Source organism: Sphingomonas sp. AOB5 (genome assembly GCF_029433115.1).
Classification (GTDB): domain Bacteria; phylum Pseudomonadota; class Alphaproteobacteria; order Sphingomonadales; family Sphingomonadaceae; genus Sphingomonas.
In genome coordinates this window covers 34,496-56,415 of sequence record NZ_JARNTV010000014.1, presented here as the reverse complement: position 1 = coordinate 56,415, position 21,920 = coordinate 34,496, and the positions used below count along the sequence as shown (strand labels likewise).

Annotated in this window: 21 protein-coding genes and 1 tRNA gene; 9 read left to right on the top strand and 13 right to left on the bottom strand. The window is 66.3% G+C overall.

All coding sequences use genetic code 11. The features are described from left to right. Positions 1-114: 114 nt before the first annotated feature. Together pgi and gor are read left to right on the top strand one after the other, a co-directional pair. Positions 115-1,608: a glucose-6-phosphate isomerase gene (gene pgi / locus P1X14_RS08715; protein WP_277314946.1), complete on the top strand. Its 1,494-nt coding sequence runs from the start codon at positions 115-117 to the stop codon at positions 1,606-1,608. Between the two features lie 91 nt (positions 1,609-1,699). After that, positions 1,700-3,043, top strand: a complete 1,344-nt coding sequence (gene gor, locus P1X14_RS08710) for a glutathione-disulfide reductase (protein WP_277314945.1) — start codon at positions 1,700-1,702, stop codon at positions 3,041-3,043. Positions 3,044-3,068: 25 nt separating this feature from the next. Here the strand turns inward: gor and P1X14_RS08705 are convergent, their stop codons facing one another. Together P1X14_RS08705 and P1X14_RS08700 are read right to left on the bottom strand one after the other, a co-directional pair. Then, a complete protein-coding gene (locus P1X14_RS08705; RefSeq protein ID WP_277314944.1) occupies positions 3,069-3,524 on the bottom strand; it encodes a response regulator in 456 nt (151 codons plus the stop codon). Positions 3,525-3,599: 75 nt separating this feature from the next. Further along, positions 3,600-4,949 (bottom strand): dicarboxylate/amino acid:cation symporter, encoded by a 1,350-nt coding sequence (locus P1X14_RS08700; RefSeq protein WP_277314943.1) that lies wholly within the window; start codon positions 4,947-4,949, stop codon positions 3,600-3,602. 56 nt (positions 4,950-5,005) lie between these two features. Between P1X14_RS08700 and glmM the strand changes: the two genes are divergently transcribed. The 4 genes from glmM to P1X14_RS08680 are packed head-to-tail and all read left to right on the top strand — an operon-like array spanning position 5,006 to position 8,355. Continuing rightward, the gene (gene glmM / locus P1X14_RS08695; protein ID WP_277314942.1) at positions 5,006-6,346 is read left to right on the top strand and encodes a phosphoglucosamine mutase; all 1,341 of its coding nucleotides are present in this window, start codon (positions 5,006-5,008) and stop codon (positions 6,344-6,346) included. Beyond that, complete coding sequence (locus P1X14_RS08690; protein ID WP_277314940.1) at positions 6,346-6,573, top strand: DUF1272 domain-containing protein; 228 nt, start codon at positions 6,346-6,348, stop codon at positions 6,571-6,573. Before glmM ends, P1X14_RS08690 begins: the two co-directional genes overlap by 1 nt. Beyond that, on the top strand, positions 6,573-7,766 hold the full coding sequence (gene thiD, locus P1X14_RS08685) for a bifunctional hydroxymethylpyrimidine kinase/phosphomethylpyrimidine kinase (protein ID WP_277314939.1): 1,194 nt from the start codon (positions 6,573-6,575) through the stop codon (positions 7,764-7,766). The genes P1X14_RS08690 and thiD overlap by 1 nt, the downstream gene beginning before the upstream one ends. After that, complete coding sequence (locus P1X14_RS08680) at positions 7,759-8,355, top strand: ribonuclease HII (RefSeq protein WP_277314938.1); 597 nt, start codon at positions 7,759-7,761, stop codon at positions 8,353-8,355. The genes thiD and P1X14_RS08680 overlap by 8 nt, the downstream gene beginning before the upstream one ends. Here P1X14_RS08680 and P1X14_RS08675 read toward each other — a convergent pair. Beyond that, complete coding sequence (locus P1X14_RS08675) at positions 8,352-9,077, bottom strand: folate-binding protein (protein WP_277314937.1); 726 nt, start codon at positions 9,075-9,077, stop codon at positions 8,352-8,354. The genes P1X14_RS08680 and P1X14_RS08675 overlap by 4 nt on opposite strands. Positions 9,078-9,121: 44 nt before the next feature. Between P1X14_RS08675 and P1X14_RS08670 the strand changes: the two genes are divergently transcribed. Beyond that, complete coding sequence (locus P1X14_RS08670) at positions 9,122-10,447, top strand: dihydroorotase (protein WP_277314979.1); 1,326 nt, start codon at positions 9,122-9,124, stop codon at positions 10,445-10,447. Positions 10,448-10,457: 10 nt separating this feature from the next. Further along, on the top strand, positions 10,458-10,937 hold the full coding sequence (locus P1X14_RS08665; RefSeq protein ID WP_277314936.1) for an SRPBCC domain-containing protein: 480 nt from the start codon (positions 10,458-10,460) through the stop codon (positions 10,935-10,937). Here P1X14_RS08665 and P1X14_RS08660 read toward each other — a convergent pair. Then, positions 10,929-11,144, bottom strand: coding sequence for a DUF1294 domain-containing protein (locus P1X14_RS08660; protein ID WP_346770448.1), 216 nt, complete (start codon positions 11,142-11,144; stop codon positions 10,929-10,931). The genes P1X14_RS08665 and P1X14_RS08660 overlap by 9 nt on opposite strands. A gap of 29 nt (positions 11,145-11,173) precedes the next feature. After that, positions 11,174-11,926, bottom strand: a complete 753-nt coding sequence (locus tag P1X14_RS08655) for a DUF1134 domain-containing protein (RefSeq protein ID WP_277314935.1) — start codon at positions 11,924-11,926, stop codon at positions 11,174-11,176. A 223-nt stretch (positions 11,927-12,149) separates the two neighbouring features. Here P1X14_RS08655 and P1X14_RS08650 point away from each other — a divergent pair. Then, positions 12,150-12,239: transfer RNA gene (locus P1X14_RS08650), tRNA-Ser, on the top strand. A 95-nt stretch (positions 12,240-12,334) separates the two neighbouring features. Here the strand turns inward: P1X14_RS08650 and P1X14_RS08645 are convergent. The 8 genes from P1X14_RS08645 to P1X14_RS08610 all read right to left on the bottom strand — a co-directional run bounded on the left by P1X14_RS08645 (position 12,335) and on the right by P1X14_RS08610 (position 21,905). Next, positions 12,335-13,663 (bottom strand): neutral/alkaline non-lysosomal ceramidase N-terminal domain-containing protein, encoded by a 1,329-nt coding sequence (locus P1X14_RS08645; protein ID WP_277314934.1) that lies wholly within the window; start codon positions 13,661-13,663, stop codon positions 12,335-12,337. Next, positions 13,660-14,499, bottom strand: a complete 840-nt coding sequence (locus P1X14_RS08640) for a class III extradiol dioxygenase family protein (protein WP_277314933.1) — start codon at positions 14,497-14,499, stop codon at positions 13,660-13,662. The genes P1X14_RS08645 and P1X14_RS08640 overlap by 4 nt, the downstream gene beginning before the upstream one ends. After that, positions 14,499-14,762 (bottom strand): hypothetical protein, encoded by a 264-nt coding sequence (locus P1X14_RS08635; RefSeq protein WP_277314977.1) that lies wholly within the window; start codon positions 14,760-14,762, stop codon positions 14,499-14,501. The genes P1X14_RS08640 and P1X14_RS08635 overlap by 1 nt, the downstream gene beginning before the upstream one ends. Before the next feature lie 56 nt (positions 14,763-14,818). Next, on the bottom strand, positions 14,819-17,665 hold the full coding sequence (locus P1X14_RS08630) for a TonB-dependent receptor (RefSeq protein WP_277314932.1): 2,847 nt from the start codon (positions 17,663-17,665) through the stop codon (positions 14,819-14,821). Between the two features lie 184 nt (positions 17,666-17,849). Further along, on the bottom strand, positions 17,850-18,707 hold the full coding sequence (locus tag P1X14_RS08625; RefSeq protein WP_277314931.1) for an aldolase/citrate lyase family protein: 858 nt from the start codon (positions 18,705-18,707) through the stop codon (positions 17,850-17,852). Then, complete coding sequence (locus P1X14_RS08620; protein ID WP_277314930.1) at positions 18,704-19,705, bottom strand: protocatechuate 3,4-dioxygenase; 1,002 nt, start codon at positions 19,703-19,705, stop codon at positions 18,704-18,706. The genes P1X14_RS08625 and P1X14_RS08620 overlap by 4 nt, the downstream gene beginning before the upstream one ends. Before the next feature lie 10 nt (positions 19,706-19,715). Then, complete coding sequence (locus tag P1X14_RS08615; RefSeq protein WP_277314929.1) at positions 19,716-21,014, bottom strand: MFS transporter; 1,299 nt, start codon at positions 21,012-21,014, stop codon at positions 19,716-19,718. Between the two features lie 12 nt (positions 21,015-21,026). After that, positions 21,027-21,905: an amidohydrolase family protein gene (locus tag P1X14_RS08610; protein ID WP_277314928.1), complete on the bottom strand. Its 879-nt coding sequence runs from the start codon at positions 21,903-21,905 to the stop codon at positions 21,027-21,029. Between the last annotated feature and the right edge of the window lie 15 nt (positions 21,906-21,920).

Genomic DNA, 21,920 nt, shown 5'->3' with positions numbered 1-21,920 from the left:
CGTAGCTCTGCTCGGGCGGACTGTTGGCGTCAAGCGGATCAATCCCTGAACCGGTCTTGTGAAGCGGCGACTGTGCGGCGATAGGACAGGAGCGGTACGACAGGAGTGAGTGAGATGGCGACGCCCGACTGGTCTGCAATCCGAGCATTGGAAGACAAGCCGCTGACGGCGCTGTTCGCGGAGGATCCGGGCCGGCTGGACCGGCTGTCCGCGGAGGTGAGCGGAATCCGCTTCGACTGGTCGAAGACGCACCTGACGGCGGAGGCCGTTGCTGCCTTTGCCGGAATCGCCGAATCGATGGACCTGACGGGCAAGCGCGACGCGCTGTACGCGGGCGAGACGATCAACGTGACCGAAGGCCGCGCCGCCGAACATGGCGCCGAGCGCGGCGAGGGGGCGCCGGAAAGCGTGGTGCAGGCGCGGATGTTCCATGCGCGGATGCGCGGGCTGATCGATGCGATCGAGGCCGAGGCGCTGGGGCCGGTGCGCCACATCCTGCATATCGGCATCGGCGGATCGGCGCTGGGGCCGGACCTGCTGGTCGACGCGCTGGGCCGCGATTACGACCGGTACGACGTCGCGATCGTCTCCAACGTCGATGGCGTGGCGATCGAGGATGCGATGGACCGCTTCGATCCGCAGGCGACCATCGTCGCCATCGCGTCGAAGACCTTCACCACCACCGAGACGCTGCTCAACGCACAGAGCGCGCTGTCCTGGCTTCAGGCCGGCGGGGTCGAGGATCCCTATGGCCGCATGGTCGCGCTGACCGCGGCACCCGACAAGGCGGTCGAATGGGGCATCGACGAGACGCGCGTGCTGCCCTTCAGCGAAAGCGTTGGCGGGCGGTATTCGCTATGGTCGTCGATCGGCTTCCCCGCGGCGCTGGCGCTGGGTTGGGACGCGTTCGAGGAACTGCTCGAAGGTGCGGCCGAGATGGACCGGCACTTCCGCTTCACCGAGCTTTCGAAGAACGCCCCGGTGCTCGCGGCGTTCGCGGACCTCTATTACACCCAGAAGCGCGGCTGCGAGACGCGCGCGGTGTTCGCATACGACCAGCGGCTCAAGCTGCTGCCTTCCTATCTCCAGCAGCTCGAGATGGAATCGAACGGCAAGCGCGTGACGGCGGAAGGCGAGCCGATCGACGGTCCGACCGCACCGATCACCTGGGGCGGCGTCGGCACCGATGCCCAGCATGCCGTGTTCCAGCTGCTCCATCAGGGCACGCATCTGGTGCCGGTCGAATTCGTCGCCTCCATCGAGGCCGGCGATGCGCAGGATCCCGATCATCATCGCCAGTTGCTGGTGAACGCCTTCGCGCAGGGCGCGGCGCTGATGGCCGGGCGTGGCCATGCCGATGCGGCGCGCGCCTATCCGGGCGACCGGCCGTCGAGCACCCTGCTGCTCGACCGCGTCGATCCGCGCACGCTCGGCGCGCTGATCGCATTCTACGAGGCGCGCACCTTCGCCAATGCCGCGATGCTGGGGATCAATCCGTTCGATCAGTTCGGGGTCGAGCTGGGCAAGGAAATGGCCAAGGCGGCGGATCGCGGCGGGCAGGATTTCGACGCCTCGACCAGCGACCTGATCGCCCGCGCGTTCGGCTGAGGCTGGCGCGAAGGCTAGGCCGACCCTATCTGCCGGATCGATACAGACCGGGTCCTCGTGTTCGCGGGGATGACGAATGCGGGGAAATGCGATGGCGACCTACGACTATGATCTCTTCGTCATCGGTGCCGGTTCGGGCGGTGTGCGTGCCTCGCGGGTCTCGGCAGCCTATGGCGCGAAAGTGGCGGTGGCCGAGGAATATCGCGTCGGCGGCACCTGCGTCATCCGCGGCTGCGTCCCCAAGAAGCTGCTCGTCTATGGCGCGCATTTCGCCGAGGATCTGAAGGACGCACGCAAGTTCGGCTGGGACGTGCCCGAATGCGGGTTCGACTGGCCGCTGCTGCGCGACAATGTGCTGGGCGAAGTCGACCGGCTGAACGGCCTGTACAACCAGACGCTGGAGAATAACGGCGTCGAGGTGATCCTCGAGCGTGCCACCGTGACCGGCCCGCACGAAGTGACGCTGGCCTCGGGCAAGACGGTCACCGCCAAATATATCCTGATCGCCACCGGCGCGCATCCGCATGTGCCGGGCTGCCCGGGGCATGAGCTGGGTATCACCTCGAACGAAGTCTTCCATCTGGAGGCCCTGCCCAAGCGCGTGCTGATCGCGGGCGCGGGCTATATCGCCAACGAGTTCGCCGGGATCTTCAACGAGTTCGGATCGAAGGTGACGCTGATCAACCGCAGCGACCAGATCCTGCGCGGCTATGACGAATCGATCCGCGACCGGCTGCTCCAGATCTCGATGACCAAGGGGATCGAGTTCCGCTTCAACGCCGAGTTCAAGGGCATCGAGAAGGTCAAGGGCGGGCTGAAGGTCGAGATGACCAATCACGAGCCGATGGAAGTCGATTGCGTGATGTTCGCCACCGGCCGCGTGCCGAACACCACCGGGCTGGGCCTTGCCGATGCGGGCGTCGAGCTGGACGCGGCGGGCGCGGTGAAGGTCGATGCCGACAACAAGTCGAGCGTCGATTCGATCTATGCGGTGGGCGACGTGACCAACCGGGTCCAGCTGACCCCGGTGGCGATCCGCGAGGGTCAGGCCTTTGCCGACACGATCTTCGGCAAGAAGCCGCACCAGGTGGATTACGAGAATATCCCGAGTGCGGTGTTCAGCCATCCGCCGATGGCCGGGGTCGGCATGACCGAGAGCCAGGCGCGAAACAAGCTGGGCGCATGCAAGGTCTATACGTCGGACTTCCGCGCGATGAAGAATGTGCTGGCGGGCCGCAACGAGCGCGCGCTCTACAAGATGGTGTGCGATCCCCATACGAACCGCGTGGTCGGGCTGCACATGATCGGCCCGGACGCGCCGGAAATCCTTCAGGCGGCGGCGATCGCGGTGAAGGCCGGGCTGACCAAGGACGCGTTCGACCAGACCGTCGCGCTGCACCCGAGCATGGCGGAAGAGCTGGTGCTGCTGAAGTAAGCGGGCCGGCGGTCGAAGCGGCGAATCAGCCCGAAACCGCTTCCGCGTCCACCGCGTCCGGCCCGGCCGTGTCCGCCTCCGGCGCTTCGGCTTCGATTGCCTTGGGCTTCATCGTCTTCCCGCCGGCGGCCTTGCGGACCATCTTCACCAGCGCCCTGGGGTCCTTGAGGATCTCGGACTTCACGAAGAAGCCCATCGCGCCGCGTTCGATTGCGTCCTTCGCCGCTTCGGCGCGGCTGGTCAGCATTATGGCGTTGGTGGTCAGGTGGATCGTGTCGAGCAGGCTGAGGCCGTCCATTCCGGGCATAGCGATATCGAGCGTGGCGACATGCGGGCGCAGCTCGTGCACCATCCGGATCGCCGACATGGCATCGGCCGCCAGCCCGACGATCTGAATGTCGGTCTCGCGTCCCAGCACTTCCTCGAGCATGGCGCGGATCGTGACGGAATCGTCGACGACCAGCACGCGAATCGGCACCATGTTCCACTCCTTCGAGCCTCCGCCTTACGGCGACAACGCACGAGGGGGCAGTTCGGGAAACCCCGGGGCGGACGCTTAAGAGTCTGTTTTGATTACATCCTGCTGCAGCAGCGCATCGGCTTCGCTCATTTCGACCTTGCCCGCACCGCGCTTGAGCCATGCCGTGGTGGCCAGATCCCAGGTCACGTTGCCCACCGTCCGCATGATATCCGGCAACGTTTCGACCGCGACGAGCAGCCCGAGCGGCGACAGCGGCGCGCCGATGGTCGAGGAAACCGGGGCGATGGCGCTGACATAGCTCACCGTGCCCGGCAGGCTCACCGAACCGAGCGAGGTCAGCGTCGCCACGATCGCGCCGATCGCCAGCGTCGCGGGGGTGAGCGGAATGCCGAACCAGGTGGCGACATAGATCGCGACCGCGAAGTTCATCGCCGGCCCCGTCGCGCGGAAGATCGCGACCGCCAGCGGCAAGGTCACGCCCGACACCGCAACCGGCACCTCCAGCTCCGCCGCGCCCTCGATCATCACCGGTAGCGTCGCGAGCGAGGATTGCGTGCTGAGCGCCACGGCCTGGCTGGGCAGGGCGGCGCGGGCATAGCGCACGAACGCAATCCGCCCGCCGAAGATCGCGACCGGATAGGCGAAGAGCGTGACGACGAAGCCGACCCCCGAAACCGTCACGATATAGTGGATCAGCGCGCCGAACGCGCCGGTGCCCGCCTCGGCGCCGACCACCATCGCCAGCGCGAACACGCCGATCGGTCCGACCCACAGCACCCAGTTGATCACCACCAGCATCACGTCCCGGATCGCCTCGAAGAAACCGACCAGCAGCTTGCGCGGCTCGTCCGGCACGCGGGTCATCGCGAAGGCGAAGATCAGCGAGAAGATGATGAGCGACAGGAACGCATTCTCCGCCGCCGCCTTGATGATGTTGGCCGGGATGATCGCCGCGAAGAAATCGCCCAGCGGCGGCATCGGTCCGACCTGTTCGGCGCTCGAAAGGGCCGCGCGCAGGCTCGCCGCCGATTCCTGCGGCAGCGGCCACAGTTCGAGGAACAGGGGCGTGAGGATCGCCGCGGCGACCGCCGACAGGAACAGTACCGTGACATAGAGCGCGATCGCGCGCCCCGCGAGCTTGCCCGCCCGCGCGGCTTCGGCAGTGGCGGTCACGCCGGTGATCAGCAGTGCGACGACCAGCGGCACGATCGTCATCTGCAGCCCGTTCAGCCACGCCTTTCCGACCGGATGCACCCAATCGGCGATCGGCAGGCCGGTGTGCGGCACCACCAGCGCTCCGGCGAGCAGGCCGATGACCAGGCCTAGCAGGATGCGCACCGGCTGCGGCTTGCTCGCGCTGCCCAGGAGCACGCGCACGATCGAATTCAATATGCCCAGCAACAGCGACATGCTCGCCCTCTTCATGTTTCGGCGCTATTCAGTCGCGCGGCCGGGCGTAACAAGGCCGCGAGAGACGGGGCATGGCAAGAAAATATTTCGGTACCGACGGAATCCGGGGCGCGACGAACCTCTCGCCGATGACTGCGGCGATGGCGATGAAGGTCGGCATGGCCGCCGGCGCGCATTTCGTCCGCGGCGATCACAAGCATCGCGTGGTGATCGGCAAGGACACGCGCCTGTCCGGTTACATGATCGAGAATGCGATGGTCGCGGGCTTCACCAGCGTCGGCATGGACGTGGTGCTGGTGGGGCCGATGCCCACCCCGGCGGTGGCGATGCTCACCCGGTCGATGCGTGCCGATATCGGCGTGATGATCTCGGCCAGCCATAACCCCTATGCCGATAACGGCATCAAGCTGTTCGGCCCCGACGGCTATAAACTGAGCGACGAGGACGAACTGGCGATCGAGGCGCTGATCGATGGCGAGGTCGCGCTGGCCGCGTCGGAGAATATCGGCCGGGCACGCCGCGTGGAGGATGCCCGCGGGCGCTATATCCACGCCGCCAAATCGACTTTCCCCGACGATCTGCGGCTCGACGGGCTGAAGATCGTGGTCGATTGCGCCAATGGCGCGGCGTACCAGGTCGCCCCCTCGGCATTGTGGGAACTGGGCGCCGAAGTGGTCGCCATCGGCGTTTCGCCCAACGGCAAGAACATCAATGCCGGGGTCGGTTCGACCGCGCCGGACACGCTGTGCGAGACGGTGGTGGGATCGGGCGCGGCAATCGGGATCGCGCTGGATGGCGATGCCGACCGGCTGATCGTGGTCGATGAGACCGGACGCGTGATCGACGGCGACCAGCTGATGGCGCTGATCGCAGGCGGCTGGGCTCGGCAGGGGCGGCTGACCGGCGGCGGGCTGGTGACGACGGTGATGTCGAACCTGGGGCTGGAGCGCCATCTGGCCGCGCAGGGGCTGGGCATGGTCCGCACTGCGGTGGGCGACCGGCACGTGCTCGAGAAGATGCGCTCGTCGGGCTATAATGTCGGCGGCGAGCAGAGCGGCCATATTATCCTGTCCGATTACGCGACCACCGGCGACGGCCTTGTCGCGGCGCTGCAGGTGCTGGCCGAACTGGTGCGCGCCGGGGCGCCTGCCAGCGAAGTGCTCCACCGCTTCGATCCGCTCCCGCAACTGCTCAAGAATGTCCGCTTCAAGGGCGGCAAGCCGCTGGAGGACGGCGCGGTCAAGGACGTCATCGCTGCCGCCGAAGCCGAGCTGGCAGGCATTGGCCGCCTCGTCATCCGCCCCTCGGGCACCGAACCGGTGATCCGTGTGATGGCCGAGGGTGACGACAAGGCGCAGGTCGAAGCCGTGGTAGACCGCATCTGCGACGCGGTGCGGAAAGCAGCCGCCTGATGCTAGAGATGCGCCCCGATTGCGAACGCTGCGGCACCGATCTTCCGGCCGCACAGGCAGGTGCGTTCATCTGCTCGTTCGAATGCACCTTCTGCGCATTGTGCGCCGATGCGCTGGACGAACGCTGCCCCAATTGCGGCGGCGAACTGCTCGACCGGCCGACCCGGATCGGCGCGGCGCTGGCGCGGCATCCGGCCAGCACGGAACGCAAGTTCGGCGGCGAGTGATGGTTCCGCGCGTCCTGATCATTGCGGGCTCGGACTCCGGCGGCGGGGCGGGTATCCAGGCGGATATCAAGGCCGTCACCATGCTGGGCGGCCATGCGATGACCGCCATCGCCGCGATCACCGCACAGAACACGCTGGGCGTCGACGGCGTCCACGCGATCCCGACCGAAATGGTGATCGCCCAGATCGATGCGGTCGTCCGCGATATCGGCGTCGACGCGGTAAAGATCGGCATGATCGGGTCCGCCCGCACCGCGCTGGCGGTGGCGGAGAAGCTGGAGGAGCTGCGCGGCATCCCGATCGTGTTCGATCCGGTGATGGTCGCCAGCTCCGGCGCGGCGCTGGCAGACGATGCCACCATCGCCGCGTTCGAGCGGCTGATGCGGATCTGCACCGTCTGCACGCCCAATTTGCCCGAGCTGAAGGCGCTGTCGGGCATGTCGGTGATGGACAAGGAGCGCCAGCGCGAGGCTGCTCGCTCGCTGGTCAGCCGCCGCGGTTGCGCGGTGCTGGTCAAGGGTGGCCATGCCAAGGGGCGGCAGGTGACCGACCGGCTGTTCGCGCCCGCCACCAGCGATCATCCGCCCGAGACCGAATGGACCGAAGCGCGGATCGACAGCGAGAGCACCCACGGCACCGGCTGCACGCTGGCAAGCGCGATTGCAACCGAGCTGGCGAAGGACTGGAGCCTGGTCGAAGCCGTCACCCGCGCGCGGCGCTTCGTCCGCATGGCGATGCTCGAAGCGCCGGGGCTGGGCGGCGGCCATGGGCCGATGGGTCAGCAGGCGGTGCGGCTCGATCTCAACCTCAGCCGCTTCTCGCCGATGCTCAATCAGGTGACCGTGCCCGCGACCGACCTGACCGCGAGCGAGCATTTCTATCGCGCGCTGGGCCTGCGCCAGATCGTCCAGTCCAGGCCGCGCTATGCCCGGTTCGAGACCGAGGGCGGGGCGACCTTTTCGGTCGCGACCGACGAAAGCTATACCGGCCCGGTCGTCTATTTCGAATGCGGCGATCTCGACACGACCGTCACCTTCCTCAAGCAGCAGGGTATCGCGTTCGAACGCGAGCCGCAGGACGAGACCTGGGGCTGGCGCGAAGCGCGGCTGCGCGATCCGGCGGGCAATGCGGTGTGCCTCTATCAGGCGGGCGAGATGCGTCGCTTCCCGCCATGGCGGATCGATGATGCCTGATTATTCGCGCGAAGTCCGGCATTCGGGACCAGTCGCGGGCGTGGACGAAGCAGGCCGCGGGCCGCTCGCCGGACCGGTGGTCGCGGCAGCGGTGGTGCTCGATCCCGACTGTATCCCCGAGGGGCTGAACGATTCGAAGCAATTGAGCGCGGCGAAACGCGCGGCGCTCTGTGCCCGGTTGCTCGAATGCGCGAAGGTGGGTGTCGGCATCGCCACGGTTGAGGAGATCGACGAACTCAACATACTCTGGGCGACGATGCTGGCGATGACCCGCGCGGTCGATGCGCTGGGTTTTGCGCCGGCGATGGTGCTGGTCGACGGCAATCGCTGCCCGCGCTGGCATCACAAAAGCGAAGCGGTGATCGGCGGCGACGCGCTATGCCTTTCTATCGCTGCGGCCTCGATTGTCGCCAAGCATCGCCGCGATACGATGATGCTCGAATATGACCTGATCTATCCGGGCTATGGCTGGGCCAGCAACAAGGGCTATGGCGCGAAAGTGCATATGGAGGCGCTGCGGGTGCAGGGCCCGACCCCGCTCCACCGCAAGAGTTTCGCCCCCGTCGCGCAGGCGCTGCTCGACCTTTAAGCGTCGGTCTTCAACGCTTCGCCCAGCCAGCCGGGCACCAGCGCATCGCCGAGCGCTTCCACACGGCGGAATTCCACCATCAGGCCAAGTTCGGGATAGGATGCGCGGGTCCGGTCGCCCGGCTCGCCCAGCGGGGCCACCACCAGCCGGCGATTGACCTTGGCGCGCCAGTTCATCCGCGCGGTATTCTCCTGCCCGACATAGCAACCCTTGGTGAAGCTGACGCCGTTCAGCTCGGCGGCGTTGCATTCCAGCCAGAGCGTCTTGTCCTGCCCCAGCTCGGCAACGCCCTCGGTCACACCGAGCGACAGGCGATGCGCCAGCCAGCCGGTGGCGATTTCCCCTTCGCCCATACCCAGCCAGCGGCGGCCCAGCGCGGCAAGGCGCGGATCGGCCACGCCTTGATCACCGTCCGGCGCCCAATGGACACCGCCCTCGACCGGCTCGATCCGGATCGGGCGGCGCAGTCGGTAGAGGGTCAGCCGCTTCGCCAGCGCCTCGCGCTGATCGGCTTCGCAGTCGATCAGGATATCGTCGCCATCGGCCCACAGGATGAAGTCGAACAGAGCCTTGCCCTGCGCGCTCAGTAGCCCGGCCCATTGCGGCGCGCCCGGCGTCACCGCGTTCAGGTCCTGCGTGAGCAGCCCCTGAAGGAACCCGCGGACATCTTCGCCCGTAATGCGGAGCAGGGCGCGATTCGGCAGCAGGGTGGCATCGGTCATCGCCAAGAGGTAGGAGGCCGCACACTCCAGTGAAAGAGGCAGATATGGCCAGCGTCGATCTCAAGCTGACGGGCGGGACGGTCCATCTTCCGGGCGGTCCTGCGCAAGTCGATGTGGGTGTCTCCGGCGGCAAGATCGTCGCGATCGGCAATGTCGGCGATGCGGGCGAGACGATCGACTGCGCCGGGCTCGACGTGCTGCCCGGCGTGATCGACAGCCAGGTCCATTTCCGCGAGCCCGGACTCGAAGCCAAGGAGGATCTGGAAAGCGGCGCGCGCGCGGCGGTGCTGGGCGGCGTGACCGCGGTGTTCGAAATGCCGAATACCAAGCCCAACACCGATTCGGCCGATGCGGTGAACGACAAGCTGGCCCGCGCCGCCAATCGCATGTGGTGCGATCACGCCTTTTACGTGGGCGCGACCAATCACAATGCCGCGAGCCTTGCAGAGCTGGAGCGGATGCCGGGGACGGCGGGCGTAAAGATCTTCATGGGCGCCTCGACCGGCGACCTGCTGGTGTCGGACGACGACAATCTCGCCCGCGTGCTGGCGAGTGGACACCGCCGCGTCGCAATCCATGCCGAGGACGAGTTCCGCATGCAGGACCGGCTCGGCGAACGGGTGACCGGCGATCCCGCGTCACATCCCGTCTGGCGCGACGACGAAAGCGCGATGTTGGCGACCCAGCGTATCCTGAGGCTGGCGCGCGCGGCCAAGCGGCGCATCCATATCCTGCACGTCACCACGCCTGCCGAGCTGGAACTGATCGGCCAGCACAAGGATATCGCCACCTGCGAGGTTACGCCCCAGCATCTGACACTGGCAGGCGAGGACGCCTATCCGCGCCTCGGCAGTTTCGCCCAGATGAACCCGCCGATCCGATCGGGCGCGCATCGCGACGGGCTGTTCGAATGGCTGCGCCAGGGCGTGCCCGACGTGATCGGATCGGACCACGCGCCGCACACCCGCGACGAGAAGGCCAAGCCCTATCCCGATTCGCCCAGCGGCATGCCCGGCGTGCAGACGCTGCTGCCGCTGATGCTCAACCATGTCGCAGAAGGCCGGCTAACCTTGCAGCGGCTGATCGACATGACCAGCGCGGGGCCGCAGCGCATCTTCGGGATTGCCGGCAAGGGCCGCATCGCGGTCGGTTACGACGCCGATTTCTCGGTCGTCGACCTCAAGGCACGCTGGACCATCGAGGAAAGCTGGCTCGCCTCGCGCTGCGGCTGGTCGCCGTTTACGGGGATGCAGATCACCGGCAAGCCGATCGGCACCATCATCCGCGGCAACCGCGTGATGTGGGAAGCGCAGCTCGCCGACGCCGCCATCGGCCAGCCGGTTCGCTTCGAATCCGTCGATTTCGGCTGATCGAACCGGGATGACCGACGAGACCGGCCGCAAGCGCACGGACACGGCATTCCGCGAGATCGCCGCGACGCCGCGCGCCATCTATGCCGCGCTGACCGATTCGGACGCGATGGCGCAATGGCTCCCGCCCGAGGGCATGACCGGCCGGATCGAAGCGTTCGACCTGCGCACCGGCGGCGCCTATCGCATGGTGCTGACCTATTCCGACGGTCCGGACGATGCGGCCAAGTCGAGCGAGGACAGCGACATTGCCGAGGGCGTGTTCGTCGAACTGGTGCCCGGAGTCCGTATGGTCCAGCGCGTCGAATTCGCCTCTGACGACCCGGCATTCGCGGGCGCGATGACGATCACCTGGCGGCTCGATCCGCTGGAGGACGGCACCCGCGTGACGGTCACCGCCCAGGACGTCCCGGTCGGCATCCGCAAGAAGGACCATCTCGACGGCCTGCGCTCGACGCTGGCGAACCTGGCGGCGTTCGTCTCAGGCTAACCACGCGATCAGCGCCCCTGCCTGCGCTACCGCGATCGCCCACAGCCACCCCGTGAAGGGCTGCTTCCGCGTCTTGTGCCGGAACAGTGTGCGGGCAAGGAACGCGCCGGGAGTCCCGCCGATCAGCGCCAGACCCAGCAGCTCGCGTTCGGGAATGCGCCGCGCGCCCTTCACCGCACGTTGCTTGTCCTGACCGAAACGCAGGATCGTCCAGAGATTGACCGCGGCCAGCGCGATCAGAAGGGCAGCCAGCGGCGCTTCTCGGTGAACTTCATATAGCCGATATTGACGCCGATCCGTGATCCGACGCCCAGCCGCACCGGGATCAGCACGGTATTGCCGCTGCGCAGATAGGCTGCGGAGAAGCCGCCGACCACGAACACGCGGCCCTCGCCTGCCGGGAAGCGTTTGTAGAGTTCCTGACTGTCATAGAGATTATAGACCAGCACGAAGACGTTGCTGGCGTCGCCGCCCACGTCGAAGCCGATCGACGGGCCGGTCCAATAGACTTTCCGCTGGCCCTCGACCTTGTGGAACAGCGTGCCCGAGCCATAGCGCAGGCCCAGCGCGATCGCCCCGCCGGCTTCGCGACCGGCGATATAGGCGTTTGGTTCGCCCTGTTCCTTCAGGATATCCTCGATGATCCCGGCCAGGCCCGATGCGCCCTTGCCGAACACGCCTTCGGCAGCACCGATCAGGTCGTCGCGCTGGAAGGTGCCGGTCGCCTGCGCACGCGCGCCGACGGCAGGCGCGTTCATCGGCTGGGTGGGGGTGGATGGAGCGGCCGGGGCATTGGGATCCTGATAGGGATCGTCCACCGGCGACATGTCCTGCGGGACCTGACGGACCGGCGGGGGCGGGGCGTCGATATCCGAATCGATCTGCGTGTTCGGATCGATTCGCGTCACCTGCGCGGCGGCAGGCACCGCGCTCAATCCGAGCGAAGCAGCAGCTGCCCACAGCATCAGCGAACCCAGTCGCATACCCATCCCCACGCTAAATACCGGTGAAAAGGCTAGGACTCGCCACCTGACGCGGCAATGAACGGGCGACGACCCGAGTCGAAAACGAGCCGGAGCGGGCGTTTCGCGCCCGGAACGTCGCTGGAAGAGCGTACCCTATCGATCTTGCGACCGATCCGCCAGAAAACGACGCGACTCCGGTTGAACGATCGAATTTCGCCTTCTATAGGCCCTTTCTTCTAGCCAGGCCGGAGACGTGGGTGAGTGGCTGAAACCAACGCTTTGCTAAAGCGTCGTACGGGAAACCGTACCGAGGGTTCGAATCCCTCCGTCTCCGCCATCCCCTTTTTGCAGATCCTCGCATAGGCTCGGGCGGCCGTTCGGCCTTGCGAACCCTTGCGGGTTCGGCTCCCATCCTTCGCCGTTCCGTGTGGGTCAGCGCAGCGCGGTGATCATCTCGAGGCTGCCGTCGAGATAGCCGGTCTCGGCGCAGCCCTTCTTCGCGGTGGTGGCGGTCGCCTCATAGGTGTTGTGGGCATAGGCTGCGTCGTCGACCACGAAGCGCACCGGGCCGAAGGTGAGGGCGACGATCCAGGTGTTCGCCACCGGCGTCATGCGCTGAAGCCGGGCGCCCAGCGCCGGGGTGACGTTCGCGTCGGTATGGACGATCGCGAGGTCGCCGATGCGCAGCACGCCGCGCTCGAGCTTCACCGGATCGGCATCGCGCTCGACGAAATTGCACGCGGGCAGCTTCGAATCGGGCGAATAGGCACAGCGATCGGGCAGGTTGAACGGCGTGGTCGCCTTGCCGGGACAGATCAGCGGCATGGCCCGCCCGCCGATGGTCACCGCGTCGGCGCTGGTCCGCATCGTGCCGGCCGTGGCCAGCGCTTCCTCGGCAAGGATCTGGCCATAGGCCTGAATCAGCCGCAGCGCATGGGCGCGGCGGTCCGGCTCGGGCGTATCGTCGGCGCGGTAGAGCGGGACGCCAGCGGCGCCGATGGTGAACAATGCGGGCGCGCCGCCGCTGCGTTCCTCGATGATCCGCGCCGCCGCGCCGGGCACGTCGCCGCTGATCTCGGACTTGATCGCCATCGCGATCACCGGCTCGATCGCATAGTTGAGCAGGAAGGCGATGGGCTGGCCGTCGAGGCTCTCGAACTTGACCACGCCCAGCGTCGAATCGACCGGCTCGGTGCCGGTGCGGTCCACGTCGGAAATGTAGCGGCCATGCGTGGGCGACCAGATATTGCGGTTGCCGATCAGATGCGCGCTGCCCTTGGCGATGCCTGCACGCGCCGGCTGGAGCTTCGCGACCGCTTCGCGCACGGCCTTCACCATTGCCGCGGTCACCTGTTCGACGAATTTCGGCGAGCCGGGCAGGATGATGCCGCGGGTGTTGGGATCGACGCGGATCGCATTATGGGTGTGGGTGGTACCCAGCACGATCTGCTCGCGCGGCACCTTCGCTTCGGCGGCGATGCGGCCGATCAGGTCGGCGGAGACCGGCGCGCTGATGGTCGGCACGTCGGCGATGACGATCACCGCGCGGCGCCCGCCGCTTTCGACCACCACCGCGCGCAGATAGATCGGATCGGCCACCGATGTGAACGGCGCGGGCAGCTCGTCGAGCGGCGGGGTGATCTCGACCCGGGCCGCGCCGACCTTCAGCCCCGAAACGGGTGCGGGCGGCGCGGTGGACACAGTCAGCGCCAGCGTTCCGAACGCCAGCATCAGCAGGCCCAGCGTGCGCTTGATCATCATGCTTCAGCCTTTGGTTCGATCAGCATCATCGCGCCGCCGGTGTGCGAGATCGGCGCGTGATAGACGCTCGACACCACATCGACTGCGCCCGCCACGGCGCCGCGCATCGCGATCCAGGTCATCAGCTCCAGCCCCTGCGCACCGGCCAGATCGACGATCTCGTCATTGGTGTAGCGGGTGAGGGCTTCGGGATCGGCGACGATCTTGTCCATCGTCATCCGGTCGAACGGCTGGTTGATCTTCCCGAACTCGCCCAGCTCGTGCGACAGGCCGCCGCTGCCGACGATCAGCACGCCGATATCCTGTCCGAACGATGCGACGGCACGGCCGATCGCCTGGCCGAGCTTGTAGCAGCGCAGCGGCGTGGGCAGCGGCGGCTGGACCGCGTTGATGACGATGGGGATCACCGCCACCGGCACGTCATGGCCGGGATAGAGCAGGTCGAGCGCGGTGATGCCGGCATGGTCGAACAGCATCTCGCGGCAGACGCTGGGATCGAACTCGTCGGCGACGAGCGACTGGATCAGGTGCCAGGAAAGTTCGGGTGCGCCGCGGAAACTGCGCGGTTCCGGTTCGCCCCAGCCTTCGTCGGCATTGCGATATTCGCCCGCCGCACCGATCGCGAAGGTCGGCATATTGTCGAGCGCGAAATTGAGGCCGTGATCATTGTAGAACACGATCGCCACGTCCGGCTTGCGCTCGCCCAGCCAGCGATGGACCGGAACATAGCCGTCGAAAAAGGGTGCGAACGAGACTTCGGCCTGGGTGCCCGCGGCGATGGTGCGGCCGATCATGGGCACGTGCGAGGTGCCGAGGCCGCCGGTGATGCGCGCCATCAGTTCGCCTCCGCTTTCTTCACCCGGTCGAGCTTGGCCAGGAAATACATATTGCCGCCCAGCGCGAAGAGGCGCGGCTTGTCGCGCGCCTGCACGGCGGCGGACTCTTCATCGGTAAGCCCGAACCGCGCGCAATAGCCCGCTTCGTCGGCCGAAAAGGCGGCGCGGGCATCGGCCCGGTTGAGCGTGTGGCACATCTTGTTGAGCGCATAGCCCCTGAGCGCCGCGTCCAGATTGAACTTGCCCGGCTCGACCTTGACCATCTTCACCTCGACTGGCTGCGCTCCCGCCCGGGGGCTGCGGGCGGGAGCATAGCGGTTCAGAACTTCATCTTGACCCCTGCGGTCCAGTAACGGCCGCGCACATCGTCGCCATAGGCATAGCCGTCGCGAAGACCGGCACGCGTGCCGTTCCCGGTGAAGCCGCCGATCGGCGGCGTCGCGTCGAAGATGTTCTGGACGTTCACATAGAACTCCATCTCGGACTTGGACGGGACGCTCCAGCTCAGATTGATACTGGTCGTGCCGAACGCTTCCATGCGGTTGCTGCCGGCGGCGAAGATGCCTTCGTTCTGCAGCTTCATCGCGTTGCGCCAGCGCTGCATGATGTCGACGGTGAAATTCTCCACCGGCTTCAGCCGGACGAAGCCGGTGAGGCGCACCGTCGGCGTGGCGGCGAAGCCGACCGGACCGAACGCGGCACCCGCCTGATCGCGGCTCGCCACGTTGGGCTGGCGGAACCACAGATGCGGCTGATAGGCGCCGAGCAGGCGGACATTGACCGGCATGCCGAACAGGCGACCATTATAGTTGATCTCCGCATCGACACCCCAGGTCTTGATCTCCGAGATGTTGAACAGGCCGTTGTACACCGCGGTCCACGCATTCGCGGCCGAGGCGTCGGTGAAGCTGCCCGGGCGGCGCTGCAGGTCGCAATAGGGCGAGGTGCCGTTGCTGGCATAGCAGGCCGCCTGGAACGAAGGCTCGCCGCCATTCACGGCCAGGATCGCGTCGGTCACCTGGATCTGATAGCCGTCGATCGCGAAGGTGAGCTGCGGCGTTGCCTTCCACACCACGCCGCCGGTCAGCGTCTTGCCGATTTCCGCCTTCAGGTTCGGATTGCCGCCGTTGATCGACGGGATGATCGGGCTGAGGCCGGTCAGCAGGTCGGTGCCGTTGACGTTCACCACAAAGCGTTCGGCGAACAGCTCGTACAGCGTTGGCGCGCGGATATCGCGCGACCATGTGCCGCGGAAGCGCAGATTGTCGGTCAGGTGCCAGTTGCCGCTGACCTTCCACGTCCAGTAATCGCCGCTGGTGTTGTAGCGGGTGAAGCGCACCGCACCGCTGACATCGACCAGTTTGGCGATCGCCGAATCGCGCAGCAGCGGCACGTTCATTTCGCCGGCCACTTCCCACACCGTCTGGCTGACCTTCGGGTTGGCCGGCAACGTGAGATAATAGACGGTCTGCGTCGCGGCGCAGTTGTAGCGGATGCCCGCGCAGTTCACGAGATTCTCGGACGTCGCGTCCGAACTCGCGATGAACGACACGCGGCGCCACTCGCCCGACAGCGCGACCGTCAGCGGACCCGCCCAGGTATCGAACGGCGATCCCGAGATGCTGCCCGAGATATCGTCCATCGTCGTGACGGCGCGATAATGGGTGGTGCCATAGATGTAATCGAGCGCCGCCTGGCTCTCCGAGGTCGGACCGAACGGGTTGAGCGGCACGCAATTGCCATAGCCCGAGGGATTGGCGATCGATGCCTGGCAGACGATCTGGCCGCTGGTCGGGTGGATCACCGCGTCCAGCGCCGCCGCCAGCCGCTGCTGGTTCATGTTGTTCTCGACGCGGGTGGTCAGCGTCGCGCGGCCATGGACATAGTCGAGGCCCCAGTCGAAGCCGCCGATGCTGCCCGCCAGCCCGGCATTGACCATCCACTGATCCGAATCCGACAGCGAATGCTGGCGCCGGTCGGGCCCGTCGCTCATCGTCTTGCGGAAGCGGAAGGTGGTGCCGCCGCCGGCCAGCGCGGTCTGCTGCGCCAGTGTCAGGAACGGATTGTTGCTGGTCAGCTGGACGTTGTTGAGGCGGAAATATTCCGCGTAATTTTCGTTCTGCTTGAACGTGCCGGAGAACTGCACATAGGCGCGCGTCGTGCTCGAGAAATCATAGTCGAGCCGGGCGAACAACTGGTGCGATTCGAGTGGCTGGAGCAGCGACGAATCCCAGGTGCCGCCATCGCCGCCGACCTGAAGCGCGGCGGTGCCGGTCGCCGTGCCGTTGGTGAAGGGGCTGAGCACGCCGTTGGTCTTGAACACCTGATTGGTCAGCGGACCGGTGGTGATCACGCCGCCCGCGGGATAATCGCGCTGGCGCAGATTGCTGTAGAGCGTGAACGGATTGGCCGTGGTGCCCGCGCCGGCAACGCCGACCAGATTCATCCACGGGCGATCCGAGCGGCGCAGGATGCCGCTGCCGTCATGATATTGGTAGCTGGCCTCGAAATGGGCGTTCTCGCCCAGATTGGTGCCCCATGCGATGCCGGCGTCGATCTGGCGCGCATCGCCATATTCGGAAACGCCCGAGCTGGCCTCGAGCTTCAGCCCGGTGAAGTTGCGGTCGAGCACATAATTGACCACGCCGGTCACCGCGTCCGAGCCATAGACGGCCGAGGCGCCGCCGGTCACCACGTCGACGCGCTGGACCAGCATCTGCGGGATCAGGTCGACGTCGACCGCGCCGTTGAACAGCGTCGGCGGAATGCGCAGCCCGTCCATCAGCACCAGCGTGCGGGTGATGCCCAGGTTGCGCAGGTTGAGCTGGTTGGCCGATCCGTTGCCGCCCGATGCGCTGCCGCCGGTGCTGGGATTGCTGCCAGCACCACGCGAACCGGCGAACACCGGCAGCACGTTGAGCGCATCGGCAAGGTTCGCGCCGGGCTGGGTGGTAAGCAGGTCGCTGGTCTGCACGACGGTGACCGGCGACGGGCTGTTGTTGCCGTTCTTGATGACGCGCGAGCCGGTGACGACCAGTTCGGGTTCGGCCGGCGTATCTGCCTGTTCGGTGTCTGCGGCGGGTGCGTCCTGCGCCTGGGCTGCGCTCGCAAGTCCGAGCATGGATGCGCCGCCGAGCAGCAGAGCGTAACGGATCGAGCTTTTCATATGCCTCCCCTGGTCCGATTATCTGCGACCGATCCGTGCTGCGCCGGTCTTGTGCCGGGGCCGGATCATCGGGGCGGTTCGTGACCGCCCATCATCCCTATGAATGCCCGGTTGCCGAATTGGCGCATTGGATTGTTGCGGTCAGCGATAAACTTTGACGCGGGGGGCAAGCCCGCAATTCTGCTTAATAGCCCGCCAGCTCGCGACCCTGCCCGACGACGCCATAGCTTCGCGTCGGCGCGGACATCAGGAAGCGATATCCCTCGTTGAGCAGCCGCTCGACATTCTTCGCGCCGACATGCGGATTGCCGACCACGACCTTGTGCTTGTGGCAGGTCTCGGCAATGCGGCGCATCGCATCGACCACTTCGGGATGCTCGTACTGGCGCGGATAGCCGAGCGCCTGCGACAGATCGCCTTCGCCGATCAGGCAGAAGCCGATGCCGGGGACATTGGCGAGGATATCGTCGAGATTCTCGATCGCTTCGGGGCTCTCGATCATCAGCCCGACCAGCAACTCGCCATGCGGCGCGAGCGGCCACACATCGGCCTTGGCATAATATTCGCTCTGGGTGAGACCCCAATAACGCGCCGCGGTGGCCGGACCATCGCCGCGTACGCCCTTGGGTTCGTACAGCGCCGCGCCGGTCGGCTTGGCATAGCGGCACGAGGCGACGGCGTTGTACGCCTGTTCGACGGTCGCGACATGTGGGGTGATCACGCCATAGACGCCGCGATCGAGCACCTGCTTGGCGAAGCTCTGGTTCATCTCGACGCCATTGGCCGGGATGCGCGCCAGCGGGGTCACCGCAGGCGCGACCGATCCGCTCTCGGCGATCTTCTTGCGGTTGAGCATATACTGGAGCGCGTCGCCCAAAGCGGCGACGTCGTACGGGTTATGCTCCATCTCATAGACCACGCCATCATAGGGTGCGTCGGTCAGTTCCTGCGCGGTCAGCTTGTCGACCTTGGCGAAGCAGGTGAAGGCCGGCTTGCCCGCTTCCCATGCGCGGATGATACCGTTGAGGCGCTGATCGGTCATTGGTTCTTCGCATCCCAGTACATGAAACCCATTCCTTCGCCGGTGCCCGCGGGCGTCCGCCAGCACGGCACATAATCGACGAGAGTCATTTCCGCGCCCGTCTGCTGGAGCGCCATCATCACGATGCTGTAGATCTTCACCTCGGACGTGCCCGACTGGTAATAGCCGTTCGGGATCGCCGAGAGGCCCTCATAGTCGTACGAGGCCAGCTTCCCCATCACGTCGCGGTCGAATTCCTCGTCATTGACGAAGTGCGACAGGCCGCCCGAAGCGATCACCGCCACGCGCACGTCCTGCGGCCATGCCTCGATCGCGTCGCGCAGCACCCGGCCGAACTCGATGCAGCGCTTCATCGAAGGCTGGGTCGGCGGGTAGAACAGGTTGAACAGCACCGGCACGTGTGGCGGCGGATTGTCGCCCATGATCTGGTGGTAGACGAAGCTGTAGGCGTGCGGGACGACCGGATAATCCGGCCGCATCCCCTGACGCTGTGCCATCCACACATTTTCCGGCCAGGCCTGGAGATCGTTCAGGTCGAAGCCCTGCTCCTGAAACGTGTCGATCAGATAGGTCGCCAGCTCGGGATAGGCCTTGTGCACGACATGGTGATCGGGCGCATAGACCGGGCGCTGGGGCGGGCCGTTATGCACGTCCTCGCCGGTATAGATGGTGATCGAGGGCGACTGGTCGGGCCAGATCTCCTTCTGGTCCTTGCCCAGGATGATCGCGACATCGACATTGGCGCGCTTGTACGCCTCGGCCATCTCGTCGAGCGCCGCGCGGCAGCGGGTGGCGCGTTCGGTGCGCTCCTCGATGGTCAGGAACGGCTCGAACGCCGCGCCGCGCTCGGCTTCCAGCTCGGGATAGGTCCAGGTGCGGTTGCGATACCACAGCTCGGGATTCTTGCGGTCGCGCTCGCCGTTAGTCAGCCAGTCCTCGGGGGCCTGGCCCAGCATGCCGCTGTGCGGCACGGCCATGCCGAATACGATCTTCGCCATTGTTCAGTCCTCAATCGGCAATCTGGGTGACTTTGGGCGACCATTTCGGGCGCAGCAGGCTGACGCAGGCCGCGGCCCCGATCATCAGGAACACCACGATCACCATCATCGGCGCGGTGTAGCTGCCGGTCGTATGAAGCAGCCATCCCGACAGGGTCGCCGCGACGCCGCCGGAAGCGGTGCCCGCCACCTGCTGCACGCCGACCGACAGGCCGATGGCCGGCGGCGGGATCAGCGTGATCTTGCACAAGGCGAGATTGTTCGCTGTGGCGAGGCCCAGGCACGACAGCGAGAACACGTTCCAGAACAGCGCCCATTCCAGGCTGTGTGCGAACGCGCCCAGCAGCACCGTGCAGGCCCCGAAAAAGCCGGCGACGATGAACACCTTGCGGGTGACGATCGGATCGTAGCCGCGCGCGATCAGCCGGTCCGCGGCCCAGCCCGCGACGATCGCGACGATGGCGATCCCGGCAAAGCTGAAAAAGGTGTAGAGGCCCGATTGCTGCAGCGAGAGACCCTGCGCGTCGACCAGATAGGCCGGCATCCAGGTCATGCAGTAGAATGAGAAATAGCCGTAGCAGAAGTTGACGATCATCGCCCCCCAGATGACCGGCGAGGAGATGATGCTGCGGAAGGTCACCGCGCCGGTCTTGCGCTGCGCGGCGCGGATCTCGCCCTTCTTGAGATAGTCGGACTTCACCAGCAGCATCCACGGGATCAGCCAGACCAGCCCGGCGAGACCCGACAGGATGAACATCAGCCGCCAGTCGAAGGTCACGATCAGCCAGGCGGCGATCGGCGCGCCGATGGCGATGCCGATCTTGTTGCCCATGGCAAAGATGCCGACTGCGGTGCCCGCATGGCTCTCCGGCATGTTCAGGCGGATCCAGCGATAGCTGGCGGGGGTCACGATCGCTTCGGTCAGCCCGACGACCAGGCGCATGATGAACAGGCCGATCACGGCGGTCATCAGTCCGGTCGCGGCGGTGGCGAGGCACCACAAGGCGAAGCAGATCGCATAGGTGTATTTCACGCCATAGCGATCGACCAGCCAGCCCATCGGCATCTGCATCGCCATGTACGACCAGAAGAACGCCCCGGCGACGAAGCCGCGATCGGCGTTGGTCATGCCGAAATGCTCGACGAACGGCTTGTCGGCCAGTGCCGAGGAAATGCTCGTCCGGTCGAAATAGGCGATCAGCACGCCGACCGTCAGCAGCGCGAGGATGCCCCACGGCGCGGCCGCAGCCGCGACAGACTTGGTATCGACACTCGCCGGTGGCGCGGCGCCTTCAGCTACAGCACTCATTGCGACCTCTCCTCAGCCAGCGCGCGCGATCCGCGTCTCTGTTGTCAGTTGCGGGTATAGCGTCCGGGCGGTCCCGCCGAAAATCCATTCGCGATCCTCTGCGCTCAGGCAGGCGAGCCGGCCCTGCGCCGTGGCGAGGATCTCGGCCAGCGTGCCGGGCGATGTGGGATAGTTGGAGCCCCAGGCCATGCGCCGCGCGCCGAACGTCTCCGCCAGCTTCGGGAACAAGGTCTCCGGGGTCGCTTCACCCTTCACGCAATCGCCCATGATCCGCGGGGTGAGCTTGAGATAGATCGAACCGATCTCTGCGAGGTCGAACAGGCTCTGCGCCGCGGCATAGGGCGGACCATCGGTAACGTCGGGGCGGCCGAGATGATCGAGGATGATCGGTACAGTGGGAAAGCGCTTCGCCAGCGCGGTGACGGCGGCGAGGCCGACCGGGCCGGTCTGGATGCACATGGTCAGGCCCAGCTCGCCGAGCAGTTCCCACGCCGGATAGGCGCGCGGATCGTCCAGCTCGCTGGCATCGAATTCCTTGGTGCTGCCGCCGGTGAAGACGCGCAGCCCGGCCAGTCCCTTGCCGGTCCAGCTGCGGATCGTGTCGGCCGCATCGGGCGCCAGCACATCGACCGATCCGACCGCGATCAGGCGATCAGGATACGCGTTGCACGCATCGACGACGTAGCTGTTGTCGAAGCCATAGGTGGTCGAGCTGTGCACGACTGCGGCCTGGGCCACGCCGGCATCGTCCATCTGGGCGATCAGCGTCTCGACCGTGCTCGGCCTTTCCTGTGACCAGTCCGAACGCTTGCCGAACAGCGGGGCGGGGGGATAGCGATGCTCATCGTCGGAGATTACATGCGGATGGATATCGACGAACGACGAAGGCAACGTCCTGCTCCTGCT